A 24676-nucleotide genomic window follows, 5' to 3' on the forward strand; every position below is an offset into this window, starting at 1 on the left:
CGATAGGGGGACGTTATCCACCTCAAATGCGAGTCATTCAAACTTTGAGAAATTAACTCATTAAATAACAATGAATTAAAAATAAACATCTAACGATTTAGCCACTATCCCTTACCAGGAAAACTGCTTAGTCGTTTTGGTTATTAATTATTGCTATCCCTTATTTAATCGTTGCAATGACGCTCGGTAACCTTACAAACTCTCCTGGTCTTTTCAGGACATTACACAACAACAATTACAGCGACTGACACTGGCTAAGCATAGGATATCCGTACCGCGATGACGACTCAGGTTCCTCCAACATCTTTGCTCCCGCTGACCCCCGAACAGCTTTCGAGTTTGCAGGCCGTCATTGGCGGGTACTCCCCAACGCAGCTGGCGTGGCTCTCTGGTTATTTCTGGGGCAGGGTTAATCAGCAGCCGGGAAGCGTGGCTTCAGCACCGGTTGCCGCAGCCCCTGCGGCCAGCATCACCCTGATTTCTGCTTCCCAGACCGGTAACGCACGCCGTCTGGCCGAACAGCTACGCGACGATCTGCTGGCGGCGAAGCTGAGCGTCACCCTGGTGAATGCCGGTGACTACAAGTTCAAGCAAATCGCCCAGGAGCGTCTGCTGGTGGTGGTCGCCTCCACCCAAGGGGAAGGGGAGCCAGCGGAAGAAGCGGTGGCGCTGCACAAATTCCTGCATTCGAAAAAAGCCCCCAAACTCAATGAAACCGCCTTTGCGGTGTTTGGCCTGGGGGATAGCTCTTATGAGAATTTCTGCCAGTCCGGCAAAGACTTTGATAGCAAGCTGGCCGAGCTGGGGGCCGAGCGCCTGGTGGAGCGCATCGATGCGGATGTGGATTATCAGGAACTGGCTATCGCCTGGCGCAAGCAGGTGGTGGAAGTCCTGAAGGCTCGAGCACCAGCGGAAAACAGTGCTCCGGCAGCATTGGCCAGCGGTGCGGTCGATCAGTTGGACAGCAGCCCCTACAGCAAAGAACAACCACTGACCGCGCAACTGGCGGCCAAGCAAAAGATCACTGGCCGCGCTTCCGATAAAGATGTGCGCCATATAGAGATCGATTTAGGCGATTCCGGCCTGCGCTATCAGCCGGGCGATGCCTTGGGCGTATGGTTTGACAACGATCCGGCGCTGGTGGAGGAGCTGGTTCAACTGCTGTGGCTGAAAGGCGACGAACCGGTCGAGGTTGAGGGGCAAACCCTGTCGCTGCGTGAAGCTTTGCGTAGCCACTTTGAACTGACGCAGAACACTACGCCGATCGTGGAAAAATATGCCGGGCTGTCGCGAGACGAAAAGCTGATTGGCCTGCTGGCTGACAAGCCTAAACTGCAACACTACGCCCATAACACCCCGATTGTGGACATGGTACGCCAGGCTCCGGCCGACCTGAACGCAGAGCAGTTACTCAGCCTGCTGCGCCCGCTGACGCCGCGCCTGTACTCCATCGCCTCCTCTCAGGCAGAGAATGAAAACGAAGTGCACATCACCGTTGGCGTGGTGCGCTACGACATTGATGGCCGCAGCCGTGCCGGTGGGGCTTCCAGCTTCCTGGCCGATCGTCTGGAAGAGGAAGGCGAACTGCGGGTGTTTATCGAACATAACGACAACTTCCGTTTGCCCGCCAACCCGGAAACGCCGGTGATCATGATCGGTCCAGGTACCGGTATTGCCCCGTTCCGCGCCTTTATGCAGCAACGTGAAGCGGAAGGTGCCGGGGGTAAGAACTGGCTGTTCTTCGGCAATCCGCACTTTACCGAAGACTTCCTGTACCAGGTTGAATGGCAGCGCTATGTAAAAGAGGGTCTGCTAACCCGCATCGATCTGGCCTGGTCACGGGATCAACAGCATAAGGTTTACGTGCAGGACAAGCTGCGTGAGCAGGGCGCGGAAATCTGGAACTGGATCCAGCAGGGCGCGCACATCTATGTCTGTGGCGATGCCAACCGCATGGCGAAAGACGTTGAAAACACATTGTTAGCACTGGTGGCCGAGCACGGTGGTATGGATACCGAGCTGGCAGACGAATTCTTAAGCGAGCTGCGCCTTGAGCGCCGTTATCAGCGAGACGTTTACTAATGAGTGATAAACACCCTGGACCTCTGGTGGTTGAAGGCAAACTGACCGATGCTGAGCGTCTGAAGAAAGAGAGTAACTTCCTGCGCGGAACCATTGCCGAAGATTTACAAGACGGTCTGACCGGCGGCTTTACCGGCGATAACTTCTTGCTGATCCGTTTCCACGGCATGTACCAACAGGACGATCGCGATATTCGCGCCGAACGTGCCGAACAAAAACTCGAGCCGCGCCACGCCATGATGCTGCGCTGCCGCTTGCCAGGCGGGATTATTTCCCCGCAACAGTGGCTGGGGATCGACAAATTTGCCGCGGAAAGCACGCTGTACGGCAGCATCCGTATCACCAACCGGCAGACGTTCCAGTTCCATGGCATCGTCAAAGGTAACGTGAAACCGGTGCACCAGTTGCTGAACCGCCTGGGGCTGGATGCGCTGGCGACGGCTAACGACGTGAACCGTAACGTACTCTGCACCTCGAATCCGGTGGAGTCGGAACTGCATCAGGAAGCGTACGAATGGGCGAAGAAAATCTCCGAGCACCTGCTGCCGCGTACCCGTGCCTATGCCGAAGTGTGGCTGGATAAAGAAAAAGTCGCGACCACGGACGAAGAGCCGATCCTGGGGGCCACTTACCTGCCGCGCAAGTTTAAAACCACGGTGGTGATCCCGCCGCAGAACGATGTGGATCTGCACGCCAACGACATGAACTTTGTGGCGATTGCCGAACACGGCAAGCTGGTGGGCTTTAACTTGCTGGTGGGCGGCGGCCTGTCTATCGAGCATGGCAACAAGAAAACCTATGCGCGTACGGCGAGTGAGTTTGGCTATATTCCGCTGGAACACACGCTGGCCGTTGCTGAAGCGGTAGTGACCACCCAGCGTGACTGGGGCAACCGCACCGATCGTAAGAACGCCAAAACCAAATATACGCTGGAGCGGGTGGGGGTTGATACCTTCCGCGCCGAGGTAGAAAAGCGGGCTGGCATCACCTTTGCGCCGGTGCGTCCGTACGAATTTACCGGCCGTGGCGATCGCATCGGCTGGGTCAAAGGGGTTGATAATCACTGGCACCTGACGCTGTTTATTGAAAACGGTCGCCTGCTGGATTATCCAGGCCGTCCGTTGAAAACCGGCGTGGCCGAGATCGCCAGGATCCATCAGGGTGATTTCCGTCTGACAGCCAACCAAAATCTGATCGTGGCTGGCATACCGGAAAGCGAAAAGGCGAAGATCGAAGCCCTGGCACGCGAGCATGGCCTGATCGACGATAGCATCAGCGAGCAGCGCAAGAATTCGATGGCCTGCGTGTCCTACCCAACCTGCCCACTGGCGATGGCAGAGGCCGAGCGCTTCTTACCGGAGTTTGTGACCAAGGTGGAAGGCATCATGCATCGGCATGGCGTGGGGGATGAGCACGTAGTGCTGCGTATCACCGGCTGCCCGAACGGCTGTGGCCGAGCATTGCTGGCAGAGATTGGGCTGGTTGGTAAAGCGATTGGCCGTTACAACCTGCATCTGGGTGGTAACCGTGAAGGGACGCGCATTCCCCGCATGTATCGGGAAAATATTAACGAAGACGAAATCCTGCAAACCATCGACCAACTGGTAGGACGTTGGGCAACAGAGCGCACCGCTGGCGAAGGCTTTGGCGATTTCACCGTGCGTACCGGGATTATCCGGCCGGTGGTGGATCCCGCTCAGGATTTCTGGGAATAACTTGCACGGCTGCATTTATTACGCTGCAGCCAGTCTTCCTTACCCCGGTCCTTTCGGTCGCTGTATAGAGTGATATGCCGACGAGGGCACATTTCGGTCCCCTCTCCCTGTGGGAGAGGGTTAGGGTGAGGGGCCACATCAACACTTTCAGGAGATCGCATCATGGCTGAATTGGATCTGGCGGCGCTGAACGCGTTACCGAAGTCCGGGCAGGCGCTGGCACTGGCGGTCGTCAACGGCCAGTTGGAACAGCTTTCGGCACAGGAGAGGGTTGCCTGGGCGTTGGAACATCTGCCGGGGGAGTTTGTGCTTTCCTCCAGCTTTGGTATTCAGGCGGCGGTGTGTCTGCATCTGGTCACGCGCATCAAGCCGGATATCCCGGTGATCCTGACCGATACCGGCTACCTGTTCCCAGAAACCTACCAGTTTATCGACCAACTGGCCGACCAACTGAACCTGAACCTGCAGGTATTCCGCGCCAAGCATTCACCAGCCTGGCAAGAGGCGCGTTACGGCAAGCTGTGGGAGCAGGGCGTAGAGGGTATTGAGCAGTACAACCAAATCAATAAAGTTGAGCCGATGAACCGCGCGCTGGAAACGCTAGGTGCGCAAACCTGGTTTGCCGGCCTGCGCCGTGAGCAATCGGGCAGCCGTGCCAATCTGCCGGTGCTGGCGGTGCAGCGTGGGGTATTCAAGATCCTGCCGATCATCGACTGGGATAACCGCCAGATTTACCAATATCTCACCGAACATGGGCTGAGCTACCACCCGCTGTGGGATCAGGGTTACCTGTCGGTGGGCGATATCCACACCACCCGTAAATGGGAGGAAGGCATGAGCGAGGAAGAAACCCGCTTCTTCGGCCTGAAGCGCGAGTGTGGTCTGCACGAAGGTTGATGAGCGCATAGTTAACGAACCGGGTTCTGCGAGGGCCCGACTAATTAAGTTCTAGCTCAATAACATGTGACGTCTGAGTGCGCGGGTCAAATCTTGGCGGGTATGCAAAAACAGCAAGATGTCGAAGGTATGACCGGTGATTTCATACAGCGTCCGGTATTCGTGTTTATCCAGACGTTCTCGTAGTCCTAAGCCATAATCAGCCAAAGTGGCGTTAAAACGATAGCGCTTGGGATCTTCTCGCAACGTGGCAGTAGCTTCCAAGAGCAATTGGTCTACAAAGTGTCCTGCATCCACTGAACCAATAGTGGCTGTTTTGAACGACTCTATATCGGCAAGGCACTGAAATGCGGTTTCGGTCAGACGCACTTCATACATGGTTGGTTACTCCTTAACCTCTTGCAGCCCTTAGCCTTTTTAATGCTTCATCAGGAGTCAGGACTTTCCCTTCGGCGACTTCTTGCTTGGATTTCAGCACCAGTTTTAGCAGTGCATGGGTTTGCTGCTCCTGTTCCCAGGCAGCCAATTCCTCTTGTCGTTCCAAGGCCGTTTGGACGAATAATTCTGCGGTTCCATTTTTAGTCACCCAAACACCTCCTTTGAAACTATCAGGTGAACCGAGACTCTCTCGTGTCGCTTGTTGCGATAAGGTTTTGTGCGTACTCATTAGTTTTTTCTCGAATACGGGTTTCTCTCAGTATACTTAACCGAGATGTCGAGTACAAAATTTGTACTCGATTTTACGTCCAATTATTTCTTCTTTTTCTTTTTCGGCTCAGGGACAGGATGTGCCTGCACCCATTCTTTTACCAACGGTAACAGGATCCGCACGCTGTCGCGGCTGCGCTTGTCGATTCGCCCTGGCAGGTGGGTTTCCAGATATTGCAGATTGTCGTATTGCGGACGATGCCAGGTAATGCCTTGCGGGAAGCTAGGGCTGGTGGCGCGTTGTTGATAGCCGTCCTTATCCCCCAGCGACCAGTTGGTGGCTTCTACCGCCATCACCGGAATTTTGGCGTTATCGAAGACGATCTGATCGGAACAGCAACCGGTGCCAGTTGGAAAACCTTTGCTGCCTGGGTTGATGGCCGCCTCAATACCATAACGGTGGGCGATGCTCAGCGCACGATCGCGGGATCGGGCCACCACTTCCGGCTCGGTGTTACGCCCGGAGTGGAAATAGAGGCGATCTCCGGTGATCAGGCTGTCGAGATTAATCACCAGTAGCGTGTTTTTGCGTTCCTCCGGCGTCATACGGCCAAGGTAGTTTTTAGCGCCTACTGACTTCAGCTCTTCGCCACTCATGGCCACAAAGCGCAGGGTATAGGTGGTGGGGATGTTTTTCAGCCTGTTGGCCAACTCCAGCATCACGCCCACGCCGGAGGCATTGTCATCGACCCCCTGCAGCGTCAGGCCACCGAGGTTATTATCCACCTCATCGTCGCTTAGCGGGGTATAGGTATCGAAGTGCGCCATGATGATGACCTGCTGGGGCCGCTCACCCTTTTTGGTTGCAATCACCGAGGTGACGCTGATCTTGCGCCAGTTTTCACTGGTGTCTTTATTGGTGTAGAGATAACGGGCGTCAAAGGTACGGGTATCAGCCGGGTAGCCCATCTCGGTAAACTGCTGTTTCAGGTAGTCTGCGGCCAGTAATTCTGCCGGGCTGCCGGCCATGCGGCCGGGGAAGTAGGTAGCGATATGGCGGATCTGGTTGGCGGCGAACTGGCCCATCGGGGCTTCTTTTACGGGTTTGGTAGCGGCCGAAACGCTTACAGCACTGCCGAGAGCGACTAACAACAGCCCTGCCCTCAGACACAAGCGGGAAAACATACCTAAAAATCCTTCTCTGACAGCAGTGATGCCGATTATTTTTGCGGTAGTTAGTATGGGACGCCAGCGCCGATAAGACAATTTCTTCGCGTCCTATTTTTGTCTGAGATAACGGCTGCTATCCCTGCCTGGGGCGGAACATGTTTGACCATTGGGCAACATCAAGCAAGCTCTGTTAACCCGCACCCGTAACCCCATTACGTACAGCGAGTTAGGCGCAATGCCAACAGCCTTATTCCTTTTAAGAACATCTCATGCCTTTTCGTCATTTCAGGGGGCAAATCGCACGCCGTATAGTCACCCTATCAATCTGTTATATGAAAAGGCCGTTGTGGACTATCTACCAATATTTGCCGACCTGAAACACCGCCCTGTGCTGGTGGTTGGCGGCGGCGAAGTGGCTGCACGCAAAGTCGACCTCCTGCTACGCGCAGGGGCGCAGGTGCGGATCGCGGCGCAGGCGCTCTCAGAAGAGCTGGAGCACCAACACCTGCAAGGGCGCGTTGAGTGGCTGGGGCAGAACTTTGTGCCGCAGCAGTTAGACGACGTCTTTCTGGTGATTGCCGCTACCGACGATAGCGTGCTGAACGCCGAGGTGTATGCCGAAGCGGATAAGCGCCGCGTGCTGGCCAACGTAGTGGATGACCAACCGCGCTGCTCCTTTATCTTCCCGTCAATTATCGATCGCTCACCGTTGGTGGTGGCCGTGTCATCTAGCGGCCAAGCTCCGGTATTGGCGCGGATGTTACGTGAGAAGCTGGAAGCGTTATTGCCCGCCAGCCTGGGGCAGATGGCGGAACTGGCCGGAGGGTTGCGTGGCAAAGTGAAGCAACGGCTGGCTTCCATCGGGACCAGACGACGTTTCTGGGAGAAAACCTTCAACGGCCGTTTCGCGACGTTGGTGGCGAATGGCCAGACGGAGCAGGCGCAGCAGCAGTTGGAACAGGATTTAACGGCTTTTGCGCAGGGTAATGAGGGGGCGCAAGGTGAGATCGCACTGGTCGGGGCAGGCCCGGGCGATGTCGGCTTGTTGACCCTACGCGGGCTGCAGGTGATGCAGCAGGCCGACGTGGTGCTTTACGATCACCTGGTGAGTGAAGAGACGCTGGATTTGGTGCGTCGCGACGCCGAACGTATCTGCGTGGGCAAACGCGCCGGTGCGCACTCGGTGATCCAGGAAGAGACCAATCGCCTGCTGGTGGAACTGGCGCAGCAAGGGAAGCGGGTGGTGCGGTTAAAAGGTGGCGATCCCTTTATCTTTGGCCGGGGTGGCGAAGAGTTACAGGTGGCCGCCGCTGCCGGGATCCCCTTCCAGGTAGTGCCGGGCGTAACCGCCGCAGCAGGGGCTACGGCCTATGCCGGTATTCCGCTAACGCACCGCGATCACGCCCAAAGCGTGACCTTTATTACCGGCCATTGCCGTGACGATGACGACGGCTTGGATTGGCCTGCTCTGGCGCGGGCGCGTCAGACGTTGGCGATCTACATGGGTACGATGAAGGCGGCGGATATCAGCCGCAACCTGATTGCCCATGGCCGTGATGCGAGCACGCCAGTCGCTGTGATCAGCCGGGGGACGCGGGCCGATCAGCAGGTGCAGACTGGCACCTTACAACAGTTGGAACAATTAACTCGGCAGGCCCCGTTACCGGCGCTGCTGGTGATCGGTGAGGTGGTGGAATTACACCATCAAATCGCCTGGTTTGGGCATCAATCGCAGACGGCAGTGGCAGCGCGCCCGGCCGTCGTGAATTTGGCTTAAAGGATCTGTTATGGACCAAAAACGACTCACTCATTTGCGGCAATTGGAGGCGGAGAGCATCCATATCATCCGTGAAGTGGCCGCCGAATTCGGCAATCCGGTGATGCTCTATTCCATCGGTAAAGACTCCTCGGTGATGCTGCATCTGGCACGCAAGGCGTTCTACCCGGGCACGCTGCCGTTCCCACTGCTGCATGTGGATACCGGCTGGAAATTCAACGAAATGTACCAATTCCGCGATCGTACCGCCAAAGAGTACGGTTTCGAGCTGCTGATCCACAAAAACCCGGAAGGGGTGGCTATGGGGATCAACCCGTTTGTCCACGGCAGCGCCAAGCACACCGATATCATGAAAACCGAAGGCCTCAAGCAGGCGCTGAACAAGTACGGTTTTGACGCCGCCTTCGGTGGTGCCCGCCGCGACGAGGAGAAATCCCGCGCCAAAGAGCGCATCTATTCTTTCCGCGATCGCTTCCACCGCTGGGATCCGAAAAACCAGCGCCCGGAGCTTTGGCACAACTATAACGGCCAGATCAACAAGGGCGAGAGCATCCGCGTGTTCCCGCTGTCGAACTGGACCGAGCTGGATATCTGGCAATATATCTTCCTGGAGAAGATCGACATCGTGCCGCTCTACCTGGCCAAACCGCGCCCGGTGGTGGAACGCGACGGCATGTTGATGATGGTGGATGACGATCGTATCGATCTGCAACCGGGTGAGGTGATCAGCCAGCGTATGGTGCGGTTCCGTACCCTCGGCTGCTGGCCGTTGACCGGCGCGGTGGATTCTTCTGCGCAGACGCTGCCGGAGATCATCGAGGAAATGCTGGTTTCTACCACCAGCGAACGTCAGGGCCGCATGATCGACCGCGATCAGTCCGGTTCGATGGAGCTGAAAAAGCGCCAAGGGTATTTCTAAGGAGCCGCCGGAATGAACAACGTTATTGCACAACAAATCGCCGAACAGGGCGGGGTAGAAGCCTACCTGCACGCGCAGCAGCACAAGAGCCTGCTACGTTTCCTGACCTGTGGCAGCGTGGACGACGGTAAAAGCACCCTGATTGGCCGCTTGCTGCACGATACCCGCCAGATCTACGAAGATCAGCTCTCAACCCTGCATACCGACAGTAAACGCATCGGCACCCAAGGGGAGAAGCTCGATCTGGCCTTGCTGGTGGATGGCCTGCAGGCAGAACGTGAGCAGGGCATTACCATCGACGTGGCCTACCGCTATTTCTCGACCGAAAAGCGCAAATTTATCATCGCCGATACGCCGGGGCATGAGCAGTACACCCGCAATATGGCTACCGGTGCCTCGACCTGCGACTTGGCGATCCTGCTGATCGATGCGCGCAAAGGCGTGCTGGATCAGACCCGTCGCCACAGTTTTATCGCCACGCTGCTCGGTATTCGCCACCTGGTGGTGGCGGTGAACAAAATGGACCTGGTGGATTACAGCCAGGCGGTGTTTGAACAGTTCAAACAGGATTACCTGAGCTTCGCCGAGCAGTTGCCCAACGACCTGGAGATTAAATTCGTCCCGTTGTCGGCACTGGACGGTGACAACGTTGCTAGCCAGAGCATACAGATGCCTTGGTATAGCGGCCCGACACTGTTGGAGGTGTTGGAAAGTGTGGATGTCATCAGCGAGCGTGAACATCAGCCGCTGCGCTTCCCGGTACAATACGTCAACCGCCCGAATCTCGATTTCCGCGGTTATGCCGGGACTTTGTCTGCCGGTGTGGTCCGCGTGGGCCAGCGCATCAAGGTGCTGCCGTCTGGCGTTGAATCCACCGTGGCGCGCATCGTGACCTTTGATGGCGATCTGCAGGAGGCGGGGCCGGGTGAAGCGATCACGCTGGTGCTGAAAGATGAAGTCGACATCAGCCGGGGCGACCTGCTGGTGGATGCCAGCGAAACCCTACAGGCCACGCAAAGCGCCTTGGCGGACGTGGTATGGATGGCAGAACAGCCGTTGTTACCGGGCCAAAGCTACGACATCAAGGTAGCCGGGAAGAAAACTCGCGCCCGCGTTGAGAGCATTCGCCATCAGGTGGAGATCAACTCGCTGGCGCAGCATCAGGCCGACGTGTTGCCCCTGAACGGCATTGGGCTGGTGGAGCTGACCTTCGACGAACCGCTGGTGCTGGACAGCTATCAACAAAATCATGATACCGGCGGCCTGATCTTTATCGATCGTTTGACCAACGTCACGGTTGGCGCGGGGTTGATCCGCGAAGCCTTGCAGCAGGATAATCCGGCAGCGGCGGGCAATTTCAGCGCCTTTGAACTGGAGCTGAACGCCTTGGTACGCAAGCATTTCCCACACTGGGGTGCGCGTGACCTGCTGAAGGGGAATTAACGTGGCCGAGGCTGAGTTAGCGAAAGACGAAAACGTTGTGTGGCACCCGCATGCGGTTACGCGTGCGGAGCGTGAAACAGCGAACGGCCATCAGGGTGTGGTGCTATGGTTTACCGGCCTGTCTGGTTCGGGGAAATCGACCGTGGCTGGCGCGCTGGAGCAGGCGCTGCATCAGTTGGGGGTCAGTACCTATCTGCTGGATGGTGACAATGTGCGCCACGGCCTGTGCCGCGACTTGGGATTCTCCGACGACGATCGGCGCGAGAATATCCGCCGGGTGGGGGAAGTGGCCAAGCTGATGGTGGATGCTGGGCTGGTGGTGTTGACGGCGTTTATCTCACCGCACCGTGCCGAACGGCAGATGGTGCGGGAAATGTTGGCCGAGGGACAGTTTATCGAAGTGTTTGTCGACACCCCGCTGGCGATTTGTGAGGCTCGCGATCCGAAAGGATTGTACAAAAAGGCCCGCGCCGGTGAGTTGCGTAATTTCACCGGTATCGATTCGGTGTACGAGGCGCCGGAACGGCCGGATATCCGGCTTAATGGTGAACAATTGGTAACAAATTTGACCGCGCAATTGTTAGACCTGCTGCGTGGTCAGGCTATTATCAAACCCTGAATTCGCAAAAAGCGCGTGGCGTGATCGAGCTACGCGCTTTTTACTCTAGCAAGTCGCCGCAGAGCGAGCCAATAGACCAGGGAACGCTATGCAAAATGCCACGCCACTAGTGATTGATAGCCAACTCGAGCAAGAGGAACCCTCGTACTCCTTTTTGGGCGGCACCAGCGGCTTTGTCTTCTATTGGCTGGCGTTTACCGTGCCTTTTATAGTTTACGGTTCTAACACCTTGTTTTTCCTTCTTTATACTTGGCCGTTTTTCCTGGCTTTGATGCCAGCCTCGGTGCTGCTGGGTATTGTCTTCAGCGTGGTGCTGCGCGGGCGTTTGTTCCTCACGCTGCTGCTGACCGGTATCACCGTCATCTGTCTGTTTTGGCTGGTGTTCAGCTTTCTGAGTGGCTGGTAATAAAAAGGGCGCCAGTGCGCCCAAGAGATGTCAAAGCGGTGCCGAAGGTTACAAAACTTTGCTTAAAAATGCCTGGGTGCGCGGATTGGTCGGGTTACCGAAGATGTGCTCCGGTGTGCCTTCTTCCTGAATGATCCCCTGATCGATAAACAGCACCCGGTCGGCCACTTCGCGGGCGAAGCCCATTTCATGGGTTACTACCACCATGGTCATGCCTTCAAGAGCCAGCGCCTTCATCACCGCCAACACTTCCCCGACCAACTCCGGATCCAGCGCCGAGGTAGGCTCATCAAACAGCATGATTTGCGGTTCCATCGCCAATGCGCGGGCGATGGCGACACGCTGTTGCTGCCCGCCGGACAGGCTGCTGGGATAGGCATCGATTTTGTCCAGCAGGCCCACTTTATTCAGTAGCACCTCTGCACGTTCAATAGCCTCGCTGCGAGGCAGTTTTTTCACGTCCATCGGCGCCATGATGATGTTCTCCAACACCGTCATATGCGGGAACAGGTTAAAGCGTTGGAATACCATGCCCACGCTTTCACGCATCTTGTTCAGATCGGTCTTCTGATCGTGAATGGCAAAGCCATTGACGTCGATCTCACCGCCCGAGAGCGTCTCCAGCGCGTTGATACAGCGCAGAAAGGTACTTTTACCGGAGCCGGAAGGGCCGATAATGCATACCACTTCTTTCGGCGCGATCTGGCAGGAGATCCCGCGCAGCACGTGGGCTTCGCCAAATTGTTTTTGCAGGTTATGTACGCGAATCACTTTTACCGAACCTTTTTTCCATGTGTTGCACCATCAGCGAGAGCAGGAAGGTGATGACCCAATAGATCACTGAAATAGTCAGATAGGGCTCCCAGTAGGTGGCGTACGCGCCGGAAACGGTACGCGCGGCATAAGCCAGATCCGCCAGACCAATCGCGGAGGCCAGGGACGAATCCTTGACGATGGCGATGGCGTTGTTGCCAAGCGGCGGCAGCATGCGGCGGAAGGCCTGCGGCAGGATCACCTTACGCATGGTCTTGCCGTAGCCCATCCCCAACGAGCGTGAAGCCTCCATCTGGCCGCGGTCGATCGACTGGATCCCGGCACGGAATATCTCCGAGACGTAAGCACCGGCGTTCAACGTGATGGCGACTACGCAAGACAGGAAGGCACCGTAATCGGAACGTAATGCGCGTGCGAAGTCGACGCTCATCAAACCGTTGCTGACCAGCAGGCCGTCACGCGGGTTGATAAACAGCGGCACCAGCGCGAAGTGGACCACCATGATTTGCACAAACAGCGGTGTGCCCCGGAAGGCGCTGATGTAGATGCGCACCGGCCATTGCACGCAATAGTGCAGGATCGGTTTCCAGATGCCGTGCGGTGCCTGCGCCAGGCGGCCTAACCCGAGGAGCAGCCCCCAGGTGGTGCCCAGGATCACGCAGATGATGGTACATTTGATGGTCATCCAGGCACCCTCCATAAACAGCGGAGCGTATTCCTCAATGATCTCCCAACGGAATGCTGACAAAATAGAATCCTTACGGTGGTAGTGCGAACTTGTGGGTCTAATGCGTAGGGGCACAGTCAATTGTGCCCCTATTTACAGCCGGTTTATTCTGCTGGCAGCGTAGGGACGTTGCTGTCGAACCAGGTCTGGTAGATTTTGGCGTAGGTGCCATCGGCGATGATTTTCTTCAGGCCGCTGTTGATCTTGTTACGCAGCTCATCGTTGCCCTTGGCCACCGCAATGCCGAAATACTGGCGCTCAAACTTGGCGTCTGGCACCAGCTTGAACTCTTTCTCCGGGTGGGTCTTGATATAGAACTTGGCCACGCCAACGTCACCCACGGCCGCGCCAATGCCATCTTCATACAGCTCTTGCAGCAGCAGCGGGGTGTTATCAAAACGCTTGATGGCGGTGCTGTTCTTACCCAAGACGTCGGAAACCACGATGTCGCCAGTGCTGGAGTTAACCACGCCCACCTTCAGGGTTTTCAGCGCGTCGATAGAGTCTACCGTAGACTCTTTCGGTACCACGATAGCCTGCTCTGCCGGGAAGTATGGCGAAGAGAAGTCGACCATCTGCTTGCGCTTGTCGGTAATGGTGATGCCGGAAATGATGATGTCGCGGTCGCCAGAGTTCAAGGTGGCAAAGATGCCTTCCCACGGCGTATTTACCAGCTTCACCTGGAAACCTTCCGCTTTGGCGACGGCCTTGATCACATCGATATCAAAACCTTCCAGCTCTTTTTTGCTGTTTTCGTATTCGAACGGGCGATAGGTACCGCCGGAGCCGACAACATACGTCGGTTCTGCGGCAAAGGAAGCCGCGGAAAAAGTGGCCGCCAGGCAGGCACTAATCAGCACTAAACGTTTTAACATGAGCATTCCCCGAATAAGTTGAGTCGTTGAGTAAAGGTTATATATTGGATTTATTTATGCACTTTAGATGCATAAAAATAAACTTACATGAATAAAAACACAACCCCTACCTGATGATGAAAATGCTAACAGTGTTAAATATGAATAATTATTTAAAAATTGGCGTAAATGTCGGTGGAAATGCCATCGATCCAGTTATTCTTACTGCATACTGACGCAAGGGGCGGTGCACGTTATGCCTGCCTGGATTTAATGCCGCTTTCAGGCGACAATCAGGCGCTAAACTCAGGAAGTTCTGATTACGCTTGAGGGCTGCAGGTGAAAAGCCGCTGCTGGTGTGGAGTCAAACGGCAAGTTGTGGGATGATTAAGCGCTTTTTTTAGGGGGCGGAGATGGGAAAACTGACGCTGCTATTGCTGGCGCTGCTTGGCTGGTTACAGTATTCGCTGTGGCTGGGGAAGAATGGTATTCACGATTATGTACGGGTCAATGATGACGTTGCGGCTCAGCAGAGCAGCAATGCCAAATTGAAAGCGCGTAACGATCAGCTGTTTGCCGAGATCGACGACCTGAACGGTGGTCAGGAAGCGATAGAAGAACGCGCACGTAATGAACTGGGCATGATCAAGCCCGGCGAGACTTTCTATCGTCTGGTGCCTGAATCTTCCGGACGCAATGCGGCGTCTGCCACACAGAACAACCCACCGAAGTAACGCATGAATCCATCCATTGGCTCCTCCCCTCAGGTGATCGCCGTCCTGCCCGCTGCCGGTATTGGCAGCCGTATGCAGGCCGATTGTCCGAAGCAATATTTAACCATCGGCCATCAAACCATTCTTGAGCACGCCATCCACGCCTTGTTACGTCATCCGCGTATTACCCAGGTGATCGTGGCTATCAGCCCCGAAGACCAACAGTTTAAAACGCTACCGATCGCCAGCGATCCGCGGGTGTTGGTCACTGAAGGCGGGCAACAGCGCGCCGATTCGGTGCTGGTCGGGCTGCAACTGGCTGGCAACGCGCACTGGGTATTGGTACATGATGCTGCCCGCCCTTGCCTGCATCCTGACGATCTGGAGCGGTTGCTGGCGATCACGGCACACAGTAAGGTCGGCGGCATTCTTGCCGCGCCGGTGCGTGATACCATGAAGCGTGCGCAGGTGGGCCAAAGCATCATCTCGCACACCGTGGAACGCCAGGATTTGTGGCATGCACTGACGCCACAGCTGTTCCCGCTGGAACTGCTTAAACTCTGCCTGCAACGCGCCCTGGATGAAGGGGCGACGGTAACCGATGAAGCCTCGGCGCTTGAGCATTGCGGTTATCATCCGCTGCTGGTGGCGGGGCGTGCGGACAATATTAAAGTGACGCGGCCAGAGGATTTGGCGCTGGCGGCGTTCTATTTGACTCAGTTGAACAACTAAAGGAGCGCATCATGCGTATCGGTCACGGTTTTGATGTCCATAAATTTGGCGGCGAAGGGCCGTTGGTGATCGGCGGTGTTCGCATTCCTTATGAAAAAGGACTGCTGGCTCACTCCGATGGTGACGTGGCGCTGCATGCGGCCACCGATGCTCTGCTGGGGGCGGCGGCGTTGGGGGATATCGGCAAGCTGTTCCCGGATACCGATCCGGCCTTTAAAGGCGCGGACAGCCGTGAGCTGCTGCGCGAAGCCTGGAAACGCATTCGTGCCAAGGGCTATCGTCTGGGTAATCTGGATGTCACCATCATTGCGCAGGCACCGAAGATGGCACCGCACATTCCTCAGATGCGCATCTTCCTGGCGGAAGATCTGCAATGCCATATGGATGACGTTAACGTCAAAGCGACCACCACCGAACAGCTGGGCTTTACCGGCCGTGGCGAAGGCATTGCCTGCGAAGCGGTTGCCCTGTTGATCAAGGAATAACGTATGGACATGGCCAATCTGACCTGGTTGCACGGCAAGCCAGCGGCTACCGGCGTGCTGAAAGCCAACCCGGAAGACTTTGTGGTGGTTGAGGATCTGGGCTTTACCCCAGATGGTGAAGGTGAGCACCTGCTGGTGAACATCCGCAAGAACGGCTGCAACACCCAGTTTGTGGCGGACGCTCTGGCGAAGTTTGCCGGCATTCATGCCCGTTCGGTCAGCTATGCCGGTTTGAAAGATCGCCATGCAGTCACCGAGCAGTGGTTCTGTCTGCATCTGCCGGGGAAAGAATCTCCCGATCTCAGCCGGTTTGCGCTGGAAGGCTGCGAAGTGCTACAGGCCGCTCGCCACCTACGCAAGCTGCGCATCGGTACGTTGAAGGGGAACGAATTCACCCTGGTGCTACGCCAGATCGGCGATCGCCAAGAGGTGGAGCAGCGTTTACAGGCTATCGCGGCGGGTGGCGTGCCGAACTACTTTGGCAGCCAGCGCTTTGGCCGTGGGGGCAACAACCTGACGATGGCGCGCCGCTGGGCCAACGATGAGATCCGGGTTAAGGAGCGCAGCAAACGTAGCTTCTACCTCTCTGCTAGCCGCAGTGCGTTGTTCAACTTCATTGCCAGCCAGCGTTTGGCTAACCAACAGCAACAAACGGTGCTGGAAGGGGATGCGTTACAGCTGGCCGGGCGCGGGAGCTGGTTCGTGGCCAAAGCGGAAGAGTTAGCCACCCTGCAACAACGGTTAGACGCGGGTGAACTGATGATCACGGCTCCATTGCCGGGGGATGGTGAACCCGGTACTGCCGGGGAAGCATTGGTCTTTGAACAAGCTTGTCTGGTGTCACAGCCAGAGCTGATGGCGTTATTAAAGCGTGAGCGTGTAGAGCCTGCGCGGCGGGCCTTGCTGCTACAGCCGCAGAAAATGCAGTGGAGCTGGTGGGATGATGTCACCGTGGAATTACGTTTCTGGTTACCAGCAGGCAGTTTCGCTACCAGCGTAGTGCGCGAAATAATGCAATTGGCTAGCGATGAGGCGGATATTGCCGAGTGACTGCCAGCTTGATCCTCACCTCTTAATCCTTGCTTTCCAGTTTGGGCTGAAAGGAGTTCAGCCTGAACGGAATTGAACGGCTTTGTTGAATACATCAGATAGTTGATTCAATCCCCTGCAATAAAATCCCTCTTTCGTCACCTTATTCAGCGCACGGAGCATGGCCATAACCTCTGCAACCTGGCCATCATCATCCCGAAGCGTGAACCGCTGTTTTGCCCACCATTTGCCTGATGTTGTCGGGATGATACGTGACCCAAACTCGATATATAGCAAAGTTTCGATACATTCAGCAGAGCCTGAGTGAGGCGAAAGAACGCTGTCAGCGGCCTGTTTTGCAACGTTGTTTATTCCTGATATCGCGCTATTAATTGAAACCTTAACTTGTTTTTTTAGTGCTTAATTGTAATTTATCACTTGATAACTCCATATAATTAAAAATTATTATAATATTAATCAATGGGTTACATTGATGGATATTATTATTATTATTATATTGATCTGAGCTATTGGTGGTCATTATAATTGCTATCAAATCTACGGAAGATAAACAAATCAGGCTGGTCTCTGCTGTATTTGTTTTTTAAATTTGGAAAGAGCCTCTCATTGCGCTCGTTGCGGATTAATCATGAAACTCAGTGTTATTAAATGCCTGTTCGGCATTGCTATTCTTTCTATTTGTTCAGGCCCTGCATTGGCCAATATGAATGTTTATCCTATGGAATTAGGGATCGGCGAAAATGGGGCCGCTCAAATAAGAGTTATGTCGCAAAGCGATGGGGTTCAGTTCGTCAAAGTAACAGAAAAACAAATAATAAATGCTGGAACTGAACAAGAAAAAGAAGTGAGCGTTGAGCAACTCCGCAAAAGCTCGTTGGTGATAACACCAAATAAACTGGCAATTTCGGCGGGTAGTCAACGTCTTGTACGACTAGTCGCCCTGGAATTACCGGAAAAGGAAACCACCTGGCGGGTCTATTTTGAGGGTGTGTCAGGATTAGATGATAACACCAATGCTGCTAGCACACAGGCGGCTACAGGTAAGGTGGGTATCAGCCTGGTATGGGGAGCCTTGGTCCACGTTGCGCCTAAAAAGGTCGTTACCAGCCTGGCGTTGGATGCGCAGCGCGGCATGGTGATCAATGATGGTACGCTGCGTATTCCACTACGTGAGGTCGGCGTCTGTGATTTGGCCGGCGTCTGTGACTGGAAAAAAGAAACGACTACGGTATATCCAGGAACCGAGCTCAAAATTGCTTCCCTTATGGTAAAGCCAGGGAAGAAGTATAAAGCACGCTATTTTAACTGGATCAAAAAGAGTGTTGAAGAAATTGATTTATCTATAAATAAGTAAGTTTAGAGTTAAATCATGGGCCCTATTTTTATAGGGGATGTAAAGTAAGTTGGATGTGTTTGTAATATAAAATGGAGATTTTATGAAAAAGTTAATTAAACCACTGTTAGTTGTTTCAATCATGGCAACCGCATTTTCAAGCCAGGCTATTCGAAAAGATATTACTGTGAATGCCAACGTGGATACGACGATTGATATGACGCAGCCAGATAATACGGCTTTGCCAAGCAGTATCGATATGCAGTATCTGCCAGGCAAAGGCCTGTCGCCTTTTAAACTGAATACCAAGGTTTGGTCTAACAGTGCCACTGCGGGCGTTAATATCCGCCTGGTAAGTGCGGCGACCCTGGCGGATGTCAATGGAGAGAACAAGATCCCATTGACCGTAACCCTGGGTGATAAGGTACTGACTACCGCCGACCAGATGCTGGATGCGGCGACTCTGTTCCCTGTGGGCATCGATAATGGTTCTGAAGTCTTGCCACTGCGTTTTGCACAGGCCACTCAAAATGTTGTTGCTACTGGCACCTACTCTGGTGTTGTCAGCCTGGTTATCACTCAAGCGACAAAAGCTCCTTAAACCCAGCCGGGGTATTCTAATGTTTCATGGGGCGTCTTTTAGCCCCATATTTATCAGGGATGGATAATGGTTTATCGCGTTAGCCTATCTACAGGATTGTTTCTGGGACTTTTGAGCGTGCAAAATGTCGCGCTGGCGGTTACCCAAAGAGTTCCCCCAGGTTTTGAGGTGTTGGCTCAGGGGCAGGTTCTTTGGGTTGATGTATCACTCTATGGCAAGTCTCTCGGGCTTTATGAAGCCAATATCAATCTTGAACATGTTGTCTTTATAAAGCCAGCGGAGTTGATTGATGCTGTAAAACAGCAGTTCAACGACGATCCAGGGCTGAGGGTGCAGTTGAGTGCCGCGTTGGGGCAGCCATTGCTGCGTAACGGTAACCTTGCCTGTAGCAGTAACGGCAATGCCCCGAGTTGTGACTATCTGGAAACCCAGACAGTTGGCATCATCTATGACGAAAATAACTCGCGGGTTAACCTGTTTCTTGATCGTCAGTACTTACCGAAAAAAGACGCGGAAAGCAGTTTCTATCAGGCGAGTGTGGAAAGTGAAAATGCGTTTCTCCATCAGCAAAACCTCAATTTTGTTGCTGATGAAAACTATCAGTCGTTGTCGGTCCAGGGGACTGGTTCACTGGGCGTTACTGAAAGTGGTTATCTTAATGCCGACTGGCTCTATCTGGGGCAGCGCTATCGCCATGCCAACCATCAGCAGATAGAGATGAACAATGCCTATTTTAGGCAGGACTTGTGGCAGCGTTTCTACCTGCAAGGTGGCATGATGGACTCTCGCGATATCTTCAGCAACTCGGGGGGGAATATCAACCTGAGCCAACTGCCGATTGGAAAAATTCGTGGGTTACGGGCGGGGTCGACCCTGGCCTGGATCAACCCGACGCAGGTTTCCCGGGGAACCCCGGTTTCGGTATTCTTGTCGCGTAACGCACGTATCGACGCTTATCGTGATGAACAGCTACTGTCTTCCTTTTACCTGAATGCCGGAGCACAGGAGCTGGATACGCGCGCATTCCCCAGCGGTAGCTATACCATTACGCTGCGTGTCTATGAGGACAATCAGCTGGTCAGAACAGAAACAGTCCCTTACACCAACACTGGCGTGTCTTCACTGGATACTTTTCAGTGGTTCCTGCAATACGGGGCTGAGGTTGATCGCGACTCGCAGCGTACGGGGGACGACCGGCGTGTGGTGCAGGGCGGGCTGCGTATGCCGCTAACCGATACGTTGTCGCTGACGGCGGGGACCACGGTGCAGAGTGACGTCCACTACTGGGAAGGGGCGGCGGACTGGATCCACGGTTTTAACAGCGGCCCGTTGGACGGGATAATGACGGCTCGTACCAGTTATCTGTCTGGCAGCGACGGTGCCCGGGGAAATATTCAGCAAATCAATTACAACGATGGTTTCTCATTGAGTTTCTATCGTTCAGCCATGTCGGTGCCTGATTGCAATTCTCAGGGGCTGAACTACGGTTTTAGCGGTTGTTACCAAAGCACCAACCTGATGTTTTCGATGCCCTTTGCGCAATGGAACGCCAACGTTGGCTATTCGATTAACAGCAGTGAAGGGCGTTACCGCTATCGCAGTGAACTGTCCGACAGTGATGGTGACCATCAAGGTGGGGTGCCTTGGGAACGGATATATGAAACCCGTTCACGCAGCCACACCTGGCAGACGGGGGTCAGCCGCTCCTTTACAGTTAACGAGATGAATATCAACACCGGTGTCAGCGCTTTTATACGTAACGATAGCGGCCAGCAGAGAACCGATAAAGGCGGCTACCTCAATATCAGCCTGTCGTTCTCCGGGCGCCGCGGTGGCAATGACGTCAGCAGCAATACTTCACTCGGAGCCAACTACCAGAATAGCCAACGTGGGGCAGGGCAGCTCAGTTATAACGCCAGCTACAGCCGTTATATTGACGAGAGCGGTCAAAATGAGCTGGGGGCGTCGATTTATGGCGTCAATAGCAAGACCCTGAGCGCTTCAACCTACGCTCGTGCCAGTGGGCAATACGGTAACGGCAGTTTAACTGTCAGCGATGCTTATGCCAAAGTGGCGAACCGACATGCAGTTAGTGGCAGCGGTAGCTATAGCTCCTCTTTGCTGGTCGATCGCACCGGGCTTTATTGGGGACGTTGGGGGGATGGCCGCCCGGCCTCCGCGATCACCGTTGGAGTGGACTCAGAGGAAGAGAATCGCGCCTCGCAGGTCAACGTCATGATAGACGGTAGAGGGCAAACAGACGTGCGTAGTAACAGCCGGGCGCTGTTTACCGTACCGAGCTATCAGCCAACCAACGTTGATATCAACGAATCACTGAAGGCGCCCACCGGCATCAGCAGCGAAATCCGCCGAGGGGCGGGAACGCGTACTGCGTTTATGGTGCCGGGCAAAGTATTGCGTCAGAATATCGAGGTCACTTCACGCTATACCTGGCTGGGAAAAATGCTGGATGAGCAGGATAAGCCGTTGGTTAACGGTATTCCGCTTAACGTGCTGTCCTGGACGCCACTGGGTGAAGGCGGTTTTAGCCTGGAAACCACCCGGCCGATGAAGCAGCTGTATCTGATGCGTGGCTCACAGTTCTATCAGTGTGCCATGACAGTGCAGGCCATGCGTGACGTGGTGCGCTATGTCGGTACTACCCGCTGTGCCGGGGTGACCCTGGCTAACATACCGCCAGCCGAGCAGAAGCAGGCGCAATTGATGACCGTGCGGCAGGGCCATGGCTCTGAAGTGCCGGTAGCGATGAAAATGAACTAGGTAATGATTGATGTTATTGAAAATAATCAGCGGTTTTAAATTTGTCATTGCGGGAGCCATTAACCCTCTTAACCTGTGCGTTTTACTGGGGGGGCTGAGCATACAGGCGTACGGTGCCAGTATCGCCCCACAGGCACAGGATACCAAGGTCAATATCACTTTTGATCGTATGAGCCTGCCGGCAAATATCTATATCTGGGAGCGGGTATTCGGCGGGAGTACTGATGATGGCGAATGTAATACGACTACTGATTGCAAAGACAAGGATATGATTAACGCCCTAACGTGCTATTCCGAGACCGATCCAACCAATGGTGCCTGTCAGGTAAAATTGTGGTGGTGGGATAGTCTTAACAATAATACTTCGAAAAATCTGACGCTGCGCTTTACCCATAGTAGTGGGAAAACCAAAAATTTACTGGTCACCTCTATTAAAGCTACGGGTAAACATAGTTCCTGGATCAGCGGCGCCGCTTTGGGTTCCCAGGGATTCAGTACTTTTATTCCCGCATCCGAGTTGAACAAACTATCTGATGCCGGTGTTTGGCGCGCTGAACTCAAGATGCAGGTGAAAGCCTGGGATGATTGCAGTGCATCTGCCTACGGTTGCCCAGGCATTTTCCGCGTTACCTGGAAGGCGAGTCTGACTCTTAACGTGACGGATTATGGTAATCATCAGATTTATCTACCCGCCTTCCCGACTTCGATACCGTCTGTTAACCTGAATCTGAATACTCGGCCAGGAGGCGATAGCGGCATGAACATCAGCGGTAGCTCCAGCCTGGATATGTGTCTCTATGACGGTATTGACTCGACCAGTAACCGCATCAGTCTGCTATTTCAGGATGAAGGCGCGACCGCTTCAGGACGATTAAGGGGGCGATTCTCCCTTTATCGCCGTGGTGGTGATAAAACCAAGGCCAGTAACCGGCTGGACTACCAGGTCAGCGTGATCAATCCCACCACTGGGGCAGTACAAGAGATCGCCAACGGCAAAGAGGTCATCTGGATCGATACCAATCGCCGTAATATCCAGCGGCCGGTGGTGTTACCTGGCGGTGGTGCTCCGACATTTTGCGTGCCGGCCCCGCTGACCCTGACAACGCCAGCCTTTTCAATGGCGGATAAAACGGCGGGGGATTATACCGGCCAGCTACGCATTATTTATACGCCAACCACCCAGACGGCCCCATAACCTGGGAATTTAACGACCAACCTCAGATAATCATCCCAGCCTCCTTTGCCGAGGAGGCTATCCTGCCCCGTTTGCCACTGATGACCGTTGAATTGTATAGTAGATCGCATAGCTGGCCGTTTTGGCTAATACTATCAGCAACAGCGAGGCAAGCCTTGCTGTACCACGCAAATCACAACGGGTAACACGGTGGGTTGGGCTTACTATTGAAAATTTCATTAAAAACAGATAGATGTAATAAAATAGGGCAAAATCCTCGTTTTATCGCTTTCAGCAAGAAAGTTGTTTAACTGCAATATGAGAATACTACTGAGCAACGACGACGGCGTTAGCGCCCCGGGTATCCAGATACTGGCGGCGGCGTTGCGCGAGTTTGCCGAAGTGCAGGTGGTGGCCCCCGATCGTAACCGCAGTGGTTCCTCTAACGCGCTGACGCTAGAGTCGCCGCTGCGTACGCTGACGTTGCCCAACGGCGATATCGCCGTGCAGCAGGGCACCCCGACGGACTGTGTCTACCTTGGCGTTAACCAACTGATGCTGCCAGCACCGGAGATCGTGGTGTCCGGTATCAACGCCGGGCCAAATCTGGGTGATGATGTTATCTATTCCGGCACGGTGGCTGCTGCGATGGAAGGCCGCCATCTGGGGTTGCCCGCGTTGGCAGTATCGCTCAATGGTCATCAGCATTATGAGACGGCGGCGGTAGTCACCTGCCGTATATTGCGCGCGTTACAACAAGAACCGCTGCGTACTGGTAAAATTCTGAATATCAATGTCCCTGATTTACCGTTGTCGGAAATTAAAGGGATACGCGTGACCCGCTGTGGCAGCCGGCATCCCGCAGACAAGGTGTTTAGCCAACCAGATCCGCGTGGCCAGATGCTGTATTGGATCGGGCCGCCGGGGGATAAATTCGATGCGGGCCCAGACACGGACTTTGCCGCCGTGGATCAGGGTTACGTGTCGGTCACGCCTTTGCAGGTGGATTTGACCGCCTACGGGGCGCAAGATGTGCTATCAAAATGGTTGACCAAAGCAGAGGTTAGCGGGGAATGGTGAACAAACGCATACAAACGCTGCTGGCACAGCTGCGCCAGCAGGGTATCAGGGACGAACGGCTGCTCAAGGCAATCGAGAACGTACCGCGTGAGCGTTTTGTTGATGAAGCTTTAGCACATAAGGCCTATGAAAATACGGCACTGCCTATTGGTTCAGGGCAGACCATCTCGCAACCTTATATGGTCGCGCGCATGACCGAGCTGCTGAATTTGCAGCCAACCTCGCGGGTGCTTGAGATCGGCACCGGTTCCGGTTATCAGACCGCGATCCTGGCGCATATGGTGCAGCATGTCTGCTCCGTTGAACGCATCAAAGGGCTACAGTGGCAGGCCAAGCGTCGCCTCAAGCAGCTTGATTTGCACAATGTCTCGACCCGTCATGGCGACGGTTGGCAAGGCTGGAGTTCGCGTGGACCCTTTGATGCGATCATCGTGACGGCCGCACCACCGGAGATCCCGCAGGCGTTGATGCAGCAGTTGGACGACGGTGGCATTTTGGTGTTGCCGGTGGGCGAACAGGCCCAGGTACTGCAATGCATTCAGCGGCGGGGCGGTGAGTTTTCCATTGATGCCGTTGAAGCAGTGCGATTCGTTCCCTTGGTCAAGGGCGAACTGGCTTAGCCTGTGCAGATCAAAGTGACGGATAAATAAGTTGAATAATATTAATTTTCATTAGAATTGTTCCAGTATGTCGTTG

24 protein-coding genes and 1 pseudogene are annotated in these 24676 nt (G+C 54.6%); 18 read left to right on the forward strand and 7 right to left on the reverse strand.

The annotated features are described in order from the left end of the window. Window positions 1-279 precede the first annotated feature (279 nt). The 3 genes from cysJ (at window position 280) to cysH (ending at window position 4694) form a co-directional block, all read left to right on the forward strand. Window positions 280-2082 carry an NADPH-dependent assimilatory sulfite reductase flavoprotein subunit gene (gene cysJ / locus KGP17_RS04285; protein ID WP_094982120.1) on the forward strand — a complete coding sequence of 601 codons (1803 nt, stop codon included), beginning with the start codon at window positions 280-282 and terminating at the stop codon, window positions 2080-2082. After that, window positions 2082-3797 carry an assimilatory sulfite reductase (NADPH) hemoprotein subunit gene (cysI, locus tag KGP17_RS04290; protein WP_223498897.1) on the forward strand — a complete coding sequence of 572 codons (1716 nt, stop codon included), beginning with the start codon at window positions 2082-2084 and terminating at the stop codon, window positions 3795-3797. The genes cysJ and cysI overlap by 1 nt, the downstream gene beginning before the upstream one ends. Window positions 3798-3959: 162 nt before the next feature. Next, window positions 3960-4694 carry a phosphoadenosine phosphosulfate reductase gene (cysH, locus tag KGP17_RS04295; RefSeq protein ID WP_179248794.1) on the forward strand — a complete coding sequence of 245 codons (735 nt, stop codon included), beginning with the start codon at window positions 3960-3962 and terminating at the stop codon, window positions 4692-4694. A 51-nt stretch (window positions 4695-4745) separates the two neighbouring features. Here the strand turns inward: cysH and KGP17_RS04300 are convergent, their stop codons facing one another. The 3 genes from KGP17_RS04300 to KGP17_RS04310 form a co-directional block, all read right to left on the reverse strand. After that, window positions 4746-5072: a type II toxin-antitoxin system RelE/ParE family toxin gene (locus KGP17_RS04300; RefSeq protein ID WP_223498898.1), complete on the reverse strand. Its 327-nt coding sequence runs from the start codon at window positions 5070-5072 to the stop codon at window positions 4746-4748. Between the two features lie 13 nt (window positions 5073-5085). After that, on the reverse strand, window positions 5086-5361 hold the full coding sequence (locus tag KGP17_RS04305) for a hypothetical protein (RefSeq protein ID WP_024485708.1): 276 nt from the start codon (window positions 5359-5361) through the stop codon (window positions 5086-5088). A gap of 83 nt (window positions 5362-5444) precedes the next feature. Beyond that, window positions 5445-6527 carry an aminopeptidase gene (locus KGP17_RS04310; protein ID WP_223498899.1) on the reverse strand — a complete coding sequence of 361 codons (1083 nt, stop codon included), beginning with the start codon at window positions 6525-6527 and terminating at the stop codon, window positions 5445-5447. A 331-nt stretch (window positions 6528-6858) separates the two neighbouring features. On the opposite strand from KGP17_RS04310, the gene cysG reads away from it, so the two are divergent. The 5 genes from cysG to KGP17_RS04335 all read left to right on the forward strand — a co-directional run bounded on the left by cysG (window position 6859) and on the right by KGP17_RS04335 (window position 11676). Further along, window positions 6859-8289 (forward strand): siroheme synthase CysG, encoded by a 1431-nt coding sequence (gene cysG, locus KGP17_RS04315; RefSeq protein WP_094982117.1) that lies wholly within the window; start codon window positions 6859-6861, stop codon window positions 8287-8289. Window positions 8290-8299: 10 nt separating this feature from the next. After that, window positions 8300-9208 (forward strand): sulfate adenylyltransferase subunit CysD, encoded by a 909-nt coding sequence (cysD, locus tag KGP17_RS04320; protein WP_024485711.1) that lies wholly within the window; start codon window positions 8300-8302, stop codon window positions 9206-9208. Between the two features lie 12 nt (window positions 9209-9220). Beyond that, a complete protein-coding gene (cysN, locus tag KGP17_RS04325) occupies window positions 9221-10651 on the forward strand; it encodes a sulfate adenylyltransferase subunit CysN (protein ID WP_059199796.1) in 1431 nt (476 codons plus the stop codon). 1 nt (window position 10652) lies between these two features. Next, window positions 10653-11270 (forward strand): adenylyl-sulfate kinase, encoded by a 618-nt coding sequence (gene cysC, locus KGP17_RS04330; protein ID WP_223498900.1) that lies wholly within the window; start codon window positions 10653-10655, stop codon window positions 11268-11270. Between the two features lie 88 nt (window positions 11271-11358). Then, window positions 11359-11676, forward strand: coding sequence for a DUF3561 family protein (locus tag KGP17_RS04335; RefSeq protein WP_059199798.1), 318 nt, complete (start codon window positions 11359-11361; stop codon window positions 11674-11676). A gap of 48 nt (window positions 11677-11724) precedes the next feature. On the opposite strand, the gene KGP17_RS04340 is transcribed toward KGP17_RS04335, so the two are convergent. The 3 genes from KGP17_RS04340 to KGP17_RS04350 all read right to left on the reverse strand — a co-directional run bounded on the left by KGP17_RS04340 (window position 11725) and on the right by KGP17_RS04350 (window position 14052). After that, the gene (locus KGP17_RS04340; RefSeq protein WP_059199799.1) at window positions 11725-12447 is read right to left on the reverse strand and encodes an amino acid ABC transporter ATP-binding protein; all 723 of its coding nucleotides are present in this window, start codon (window positions 12445-12447) and stop codon (window positions 11725-11727) included. Further along, window positions 12431-13198, reverse strand: coding sequence for an amino acid ABC transporter permease (locus KGP17_RS04345; protein WP_059199800.1), 768 nt, complete (start codon window positions 13196-13198; stop codon window positions 12431-12433). The genes KGP17_RS04340 and KGP17_RS04345 overlap by 17 nt, the downstream gene beginning before the upstream one ends. A gap of 83 nt (window positions 13199-13281) precedes the next feature. After that, entirely contained in the window at window positions 13282-14052 is a 771-nt protein-coding gene (locus KGP17_RS04350; protein WP_223498901.1) for a basic amino acid ABC transporter substrate-binding protein, read from the reverse strand. A gap of 392 nt (window positions 14053-14444) precedes the next feature. On the opposite strand from KGP17_RS04350, the gene ftsB reads away from it, so the two are divergent. The 4 genes from ftsB to truD are packed head-to-tail and all read left to right on the forward strand — an operon-like array spanning window position 14445 to window position 17011. After that, window positions 14445-14765, forward strand: coding sequence for a cell division protein FtsB (gene ftsB / locus KGP17_RS04355; protein WP_094982114.1), 321 nt, complete (start codon window positions 14445-14447; stop codon window positions 14763-14765). Between the two features lie 3 nt (window positions 14766-14768). Continuing rightward, a complete protein-coding gene (gene ispD, locus KGP17_RS04360; protein ID WP_223498902.1) occupies window positions 14769-15476 on the forward strand; it encodes a 2-C-methyl-D-erythritol 4-phosphate cytidylyltransferase in 708 nt (235 codons plus the stop codon). Between the two features lie 11 nt (window positions 15477-15487). Next, a complete protein-coding gene (ispF, locus tag KGP17_RS04365; protein ID WP_021179414.1) occupies window positions 15488-15961 on the forward strand; it encodes a 2-C-methyl-D-erythritol 2,4-cyclodiphosphate synthase in 474 nt (157 codons plus the stop codon). Between the two features lie 3 nt (window positions 15962-15964). Beyond that, window positions 15965-17011: a tRNA pseudouridine(13) synthase TruD gene (truD, locus tag KGP17_RS04370; protein ID WP_166734129.1), complete on the forward strand. Its 1047-nt coding sequence runs from the start codon at window positions 15965-15967 to the stop codon at window positions 17009-17011. Between the two features lie 57 nt (window positions 17012-17068). Here the strand turns inward: truD and KGP17_RS04375 are convergent. Next, a pseudogene (locus KGP17_RS04375) lies at window positions 17069-17215 on the reverse strand (hypothetical protein); the annotation flags it as partial. 424 nt (window positions 17216-17639) lie between these two features. On the opposite strand from KGP17_RS04375, the gene KGP17_RS04380 reads away from it, so the two are divergent. From KGP17_RS04380 to KGP17_RS04405, 6 genes are all read left to right on the forward strand, one after another. Then, window positions 17640-18365: a fimbrial protein gene (locus KGP17_RS04380; RefSeq protein WP_223498903.1), complete on the forward strand. Its 726-nt coding sequence runs from the start codon at window positions 17640-17642 to the stop codon at window positions 18363-18365. Window positions 18366-18447: 82 nt separating this feature from the next. Continuing rightward, on the forward strand, window positions 18448-18945 hold the full coding sequence (locus KGP17_RS04385) for a CS1 type fimbrial major subunit (protein ID WP_094982111.1): 498 nt from the start codon (window positions 18448-18450) through the stop codon (window positions 18943-18945). 117 nt (window positions 18946-19062) lie between these two features. Next, window positions 19063-21726, forward strand: a complete 2664-nt coding sequence (locus tag KGP17_RS04390; protein ID WP_223498904.1) for a TcfC E-set like domain-containing protein — start codon at window positions 19063-19065, stop codon at window positions 21724-21726. A gap of 10 nt (window positions 21727-21736) precedes the next feature. Continuing rightward, window positions 21737-22921: a CfaE/CblD family pilus tip adhesin gene (locus tag KGP17_RS04395; protein ID WP_223498905.1), complete on the forward strand. Its 1185-nt coding sequence runs from the start codon at window positions 21737-21739 to the stop codon at window positions 22919-22921. A gap of 297 nt (window positions 22922-23218) precedes the next feature. Further along, a complete protein-coding gene (gene surE, locus KGP17_RS04400) occupies window positions 23219-23980 on the forward strand; it encodes a 5'/3'-nucleotidase SurE (protein ID WP_094982108.1) in 762 nt (253 codons plus the stop codon). Further along, entirely contained in the window at window positions 23974-24600 is a 627-nt protein-coding gene (locus tag KGP17_RS04405) for a protein-L-isoaspartate(D-aspartate) O-methyltransferase (RefSeq protein WP_115160389.1), read from the forward strand. The genes surE and KGP17_RS04405 overlap by 7 nt, the downstream gene beginning before the upstream one ends. The last annotated feature ends 76 nt before the right edge of the window (window positions 24601-24676 follow it).

Origin of the sequence: Serratia sp. JSRIV001, from assembly GCF_019968745.1 — a bacterium.
GTDB lineage: Bacteria > Pseudomonadota > Gammaproteobacteria > Enterobacterales > Enterobacteriaceae > Chania > Chania fonticola_B.

Bases quoted from the DNA above. Each gene is read 5' to 3' on its own strand.
- cysJ (WP_094982120.1), top strand. From the start codon at position 280: ATGACGACTCAGGTTCCTCCAACATCTTTGCTCCCGCTGACCCCCGAA.
- cysI (WP_223498897.1), top strand. From the start codon at position 2,082: ATGAGTGATAAACACCCTGGACCTCTGGTGGTTGAAGGCAAACTGACC.
- cysH (WP_179248794.1), top strand. From the start codon at position 3,960: ATGGCTGAATTGGATCTGGCGGCGCTGAACGCGTTACCGAAGTCCGGG.
- KGP17_RS04300 (WP_223498898.1), bottom strand. From the start codon at position 5,072: ATGTATGAAGTGCGTCTGACCGAAACCGCATTTCAGTGCCTTGCCGAT.
- KGP17_RS04305 (WP_024485708.1), bottom strand. From the start codon at position 5,361: ATGAGTACGCACAAAACCTTATCGCAACAAGCGACACGAGAGAGTCTC.
- KGP17_RS04310 (WP_223498899.1), bottom strand. From the start codon at position 6,527: ATGTTTTCCCGCTTGTGTCTGAGGGCAGGGCTGTTGTTAGTCGCTCTC.
- cysD (WP_024485711.1), top strand. From the start codon at position 8,300: ATGGACCAAAAACGACTCACTCATTTGCGGCAATTGGAGGCGGAGAGC.
- cysN (WP_059199796.1), top strand. From the start codon at position 9,221: ATGAACAACGTTATTGCACAACAAATCGCCGAACAGGGCGGGGTAGAA.
- KGP17_RS04335 (WP_059199798.1), top strand. From the start codon at position 11,359: ATGCAAAATGCCACGCCACTAGTGATTGATAGCCAACTCGAGCAAGAG.
- KGP17_RS04350 (WP_223498901.1), bottom strand. From the start codon at position 14,052: ATGTTAAAACGTTTAGTGCTGATTAGTGCCTGCCTGGCGGCCACTTTT.
- ftsB (WP_094982114.1), top strand. From the start codon at position 14,445: ATGGGAAAACTGACGCTGCTATTGCTGGCGCTGCTTGGCTGGTTACAG.
- ispD (WP_223498902.1), top strand. From the start codon at position 14,769: ATGAATCCATCCATTGGCTCCTCCCCTCAGGTGATCGCCGTCCTGCCC.
- ispF (WP_021179414.1), top strand. From the start codon at position 15,488: ATGCGTATCGGTCACGGTTTTGATGTCCATAAATTTGGCGGCGAAGGG.
- truD (WP_166734129.1), top strand. From the start codon at position 15,965: ATGGACATGGCCAATCTGACCTGGTTGCACGGCAAGCCAGCGGCTACC.
- KGP17_RS04380 (WP_223498903.1), top strand. From the start codon at position 17,640: ATGAAACTCAGTGTTATTAAATGCCTGTTCGGCATTGCTATTCTTTCT.
- KGP17_RS04385 (WP_094982111.1), top strand. From the start codon at position 18,448: ATGAAAAAGTTAATTAAACCACTGTTAGTTGTTTCAATCATGGCAACC.
- KGP17_RS04395 (WP_223498905.1), top strand. From the start codon at position 21,737: ATGTTATTGAAAATAATCAGCGGTTTTAAATTTGTCATTGCGGGAGCC.
- surE (WP_094982108.1), top strand. From the start codon at position 23,219: ATGAGAATACTACTGAGCAACGACGACGGCGTTAGCGCCCCGGGTATC.
- KGP17_RS04405 (WP_115160389.1), top strand. From the start codon at position 23,974: ATGGTGAACAAACGCATACAAACGCTGCTGGCACAGCTGCGCCAGCAG.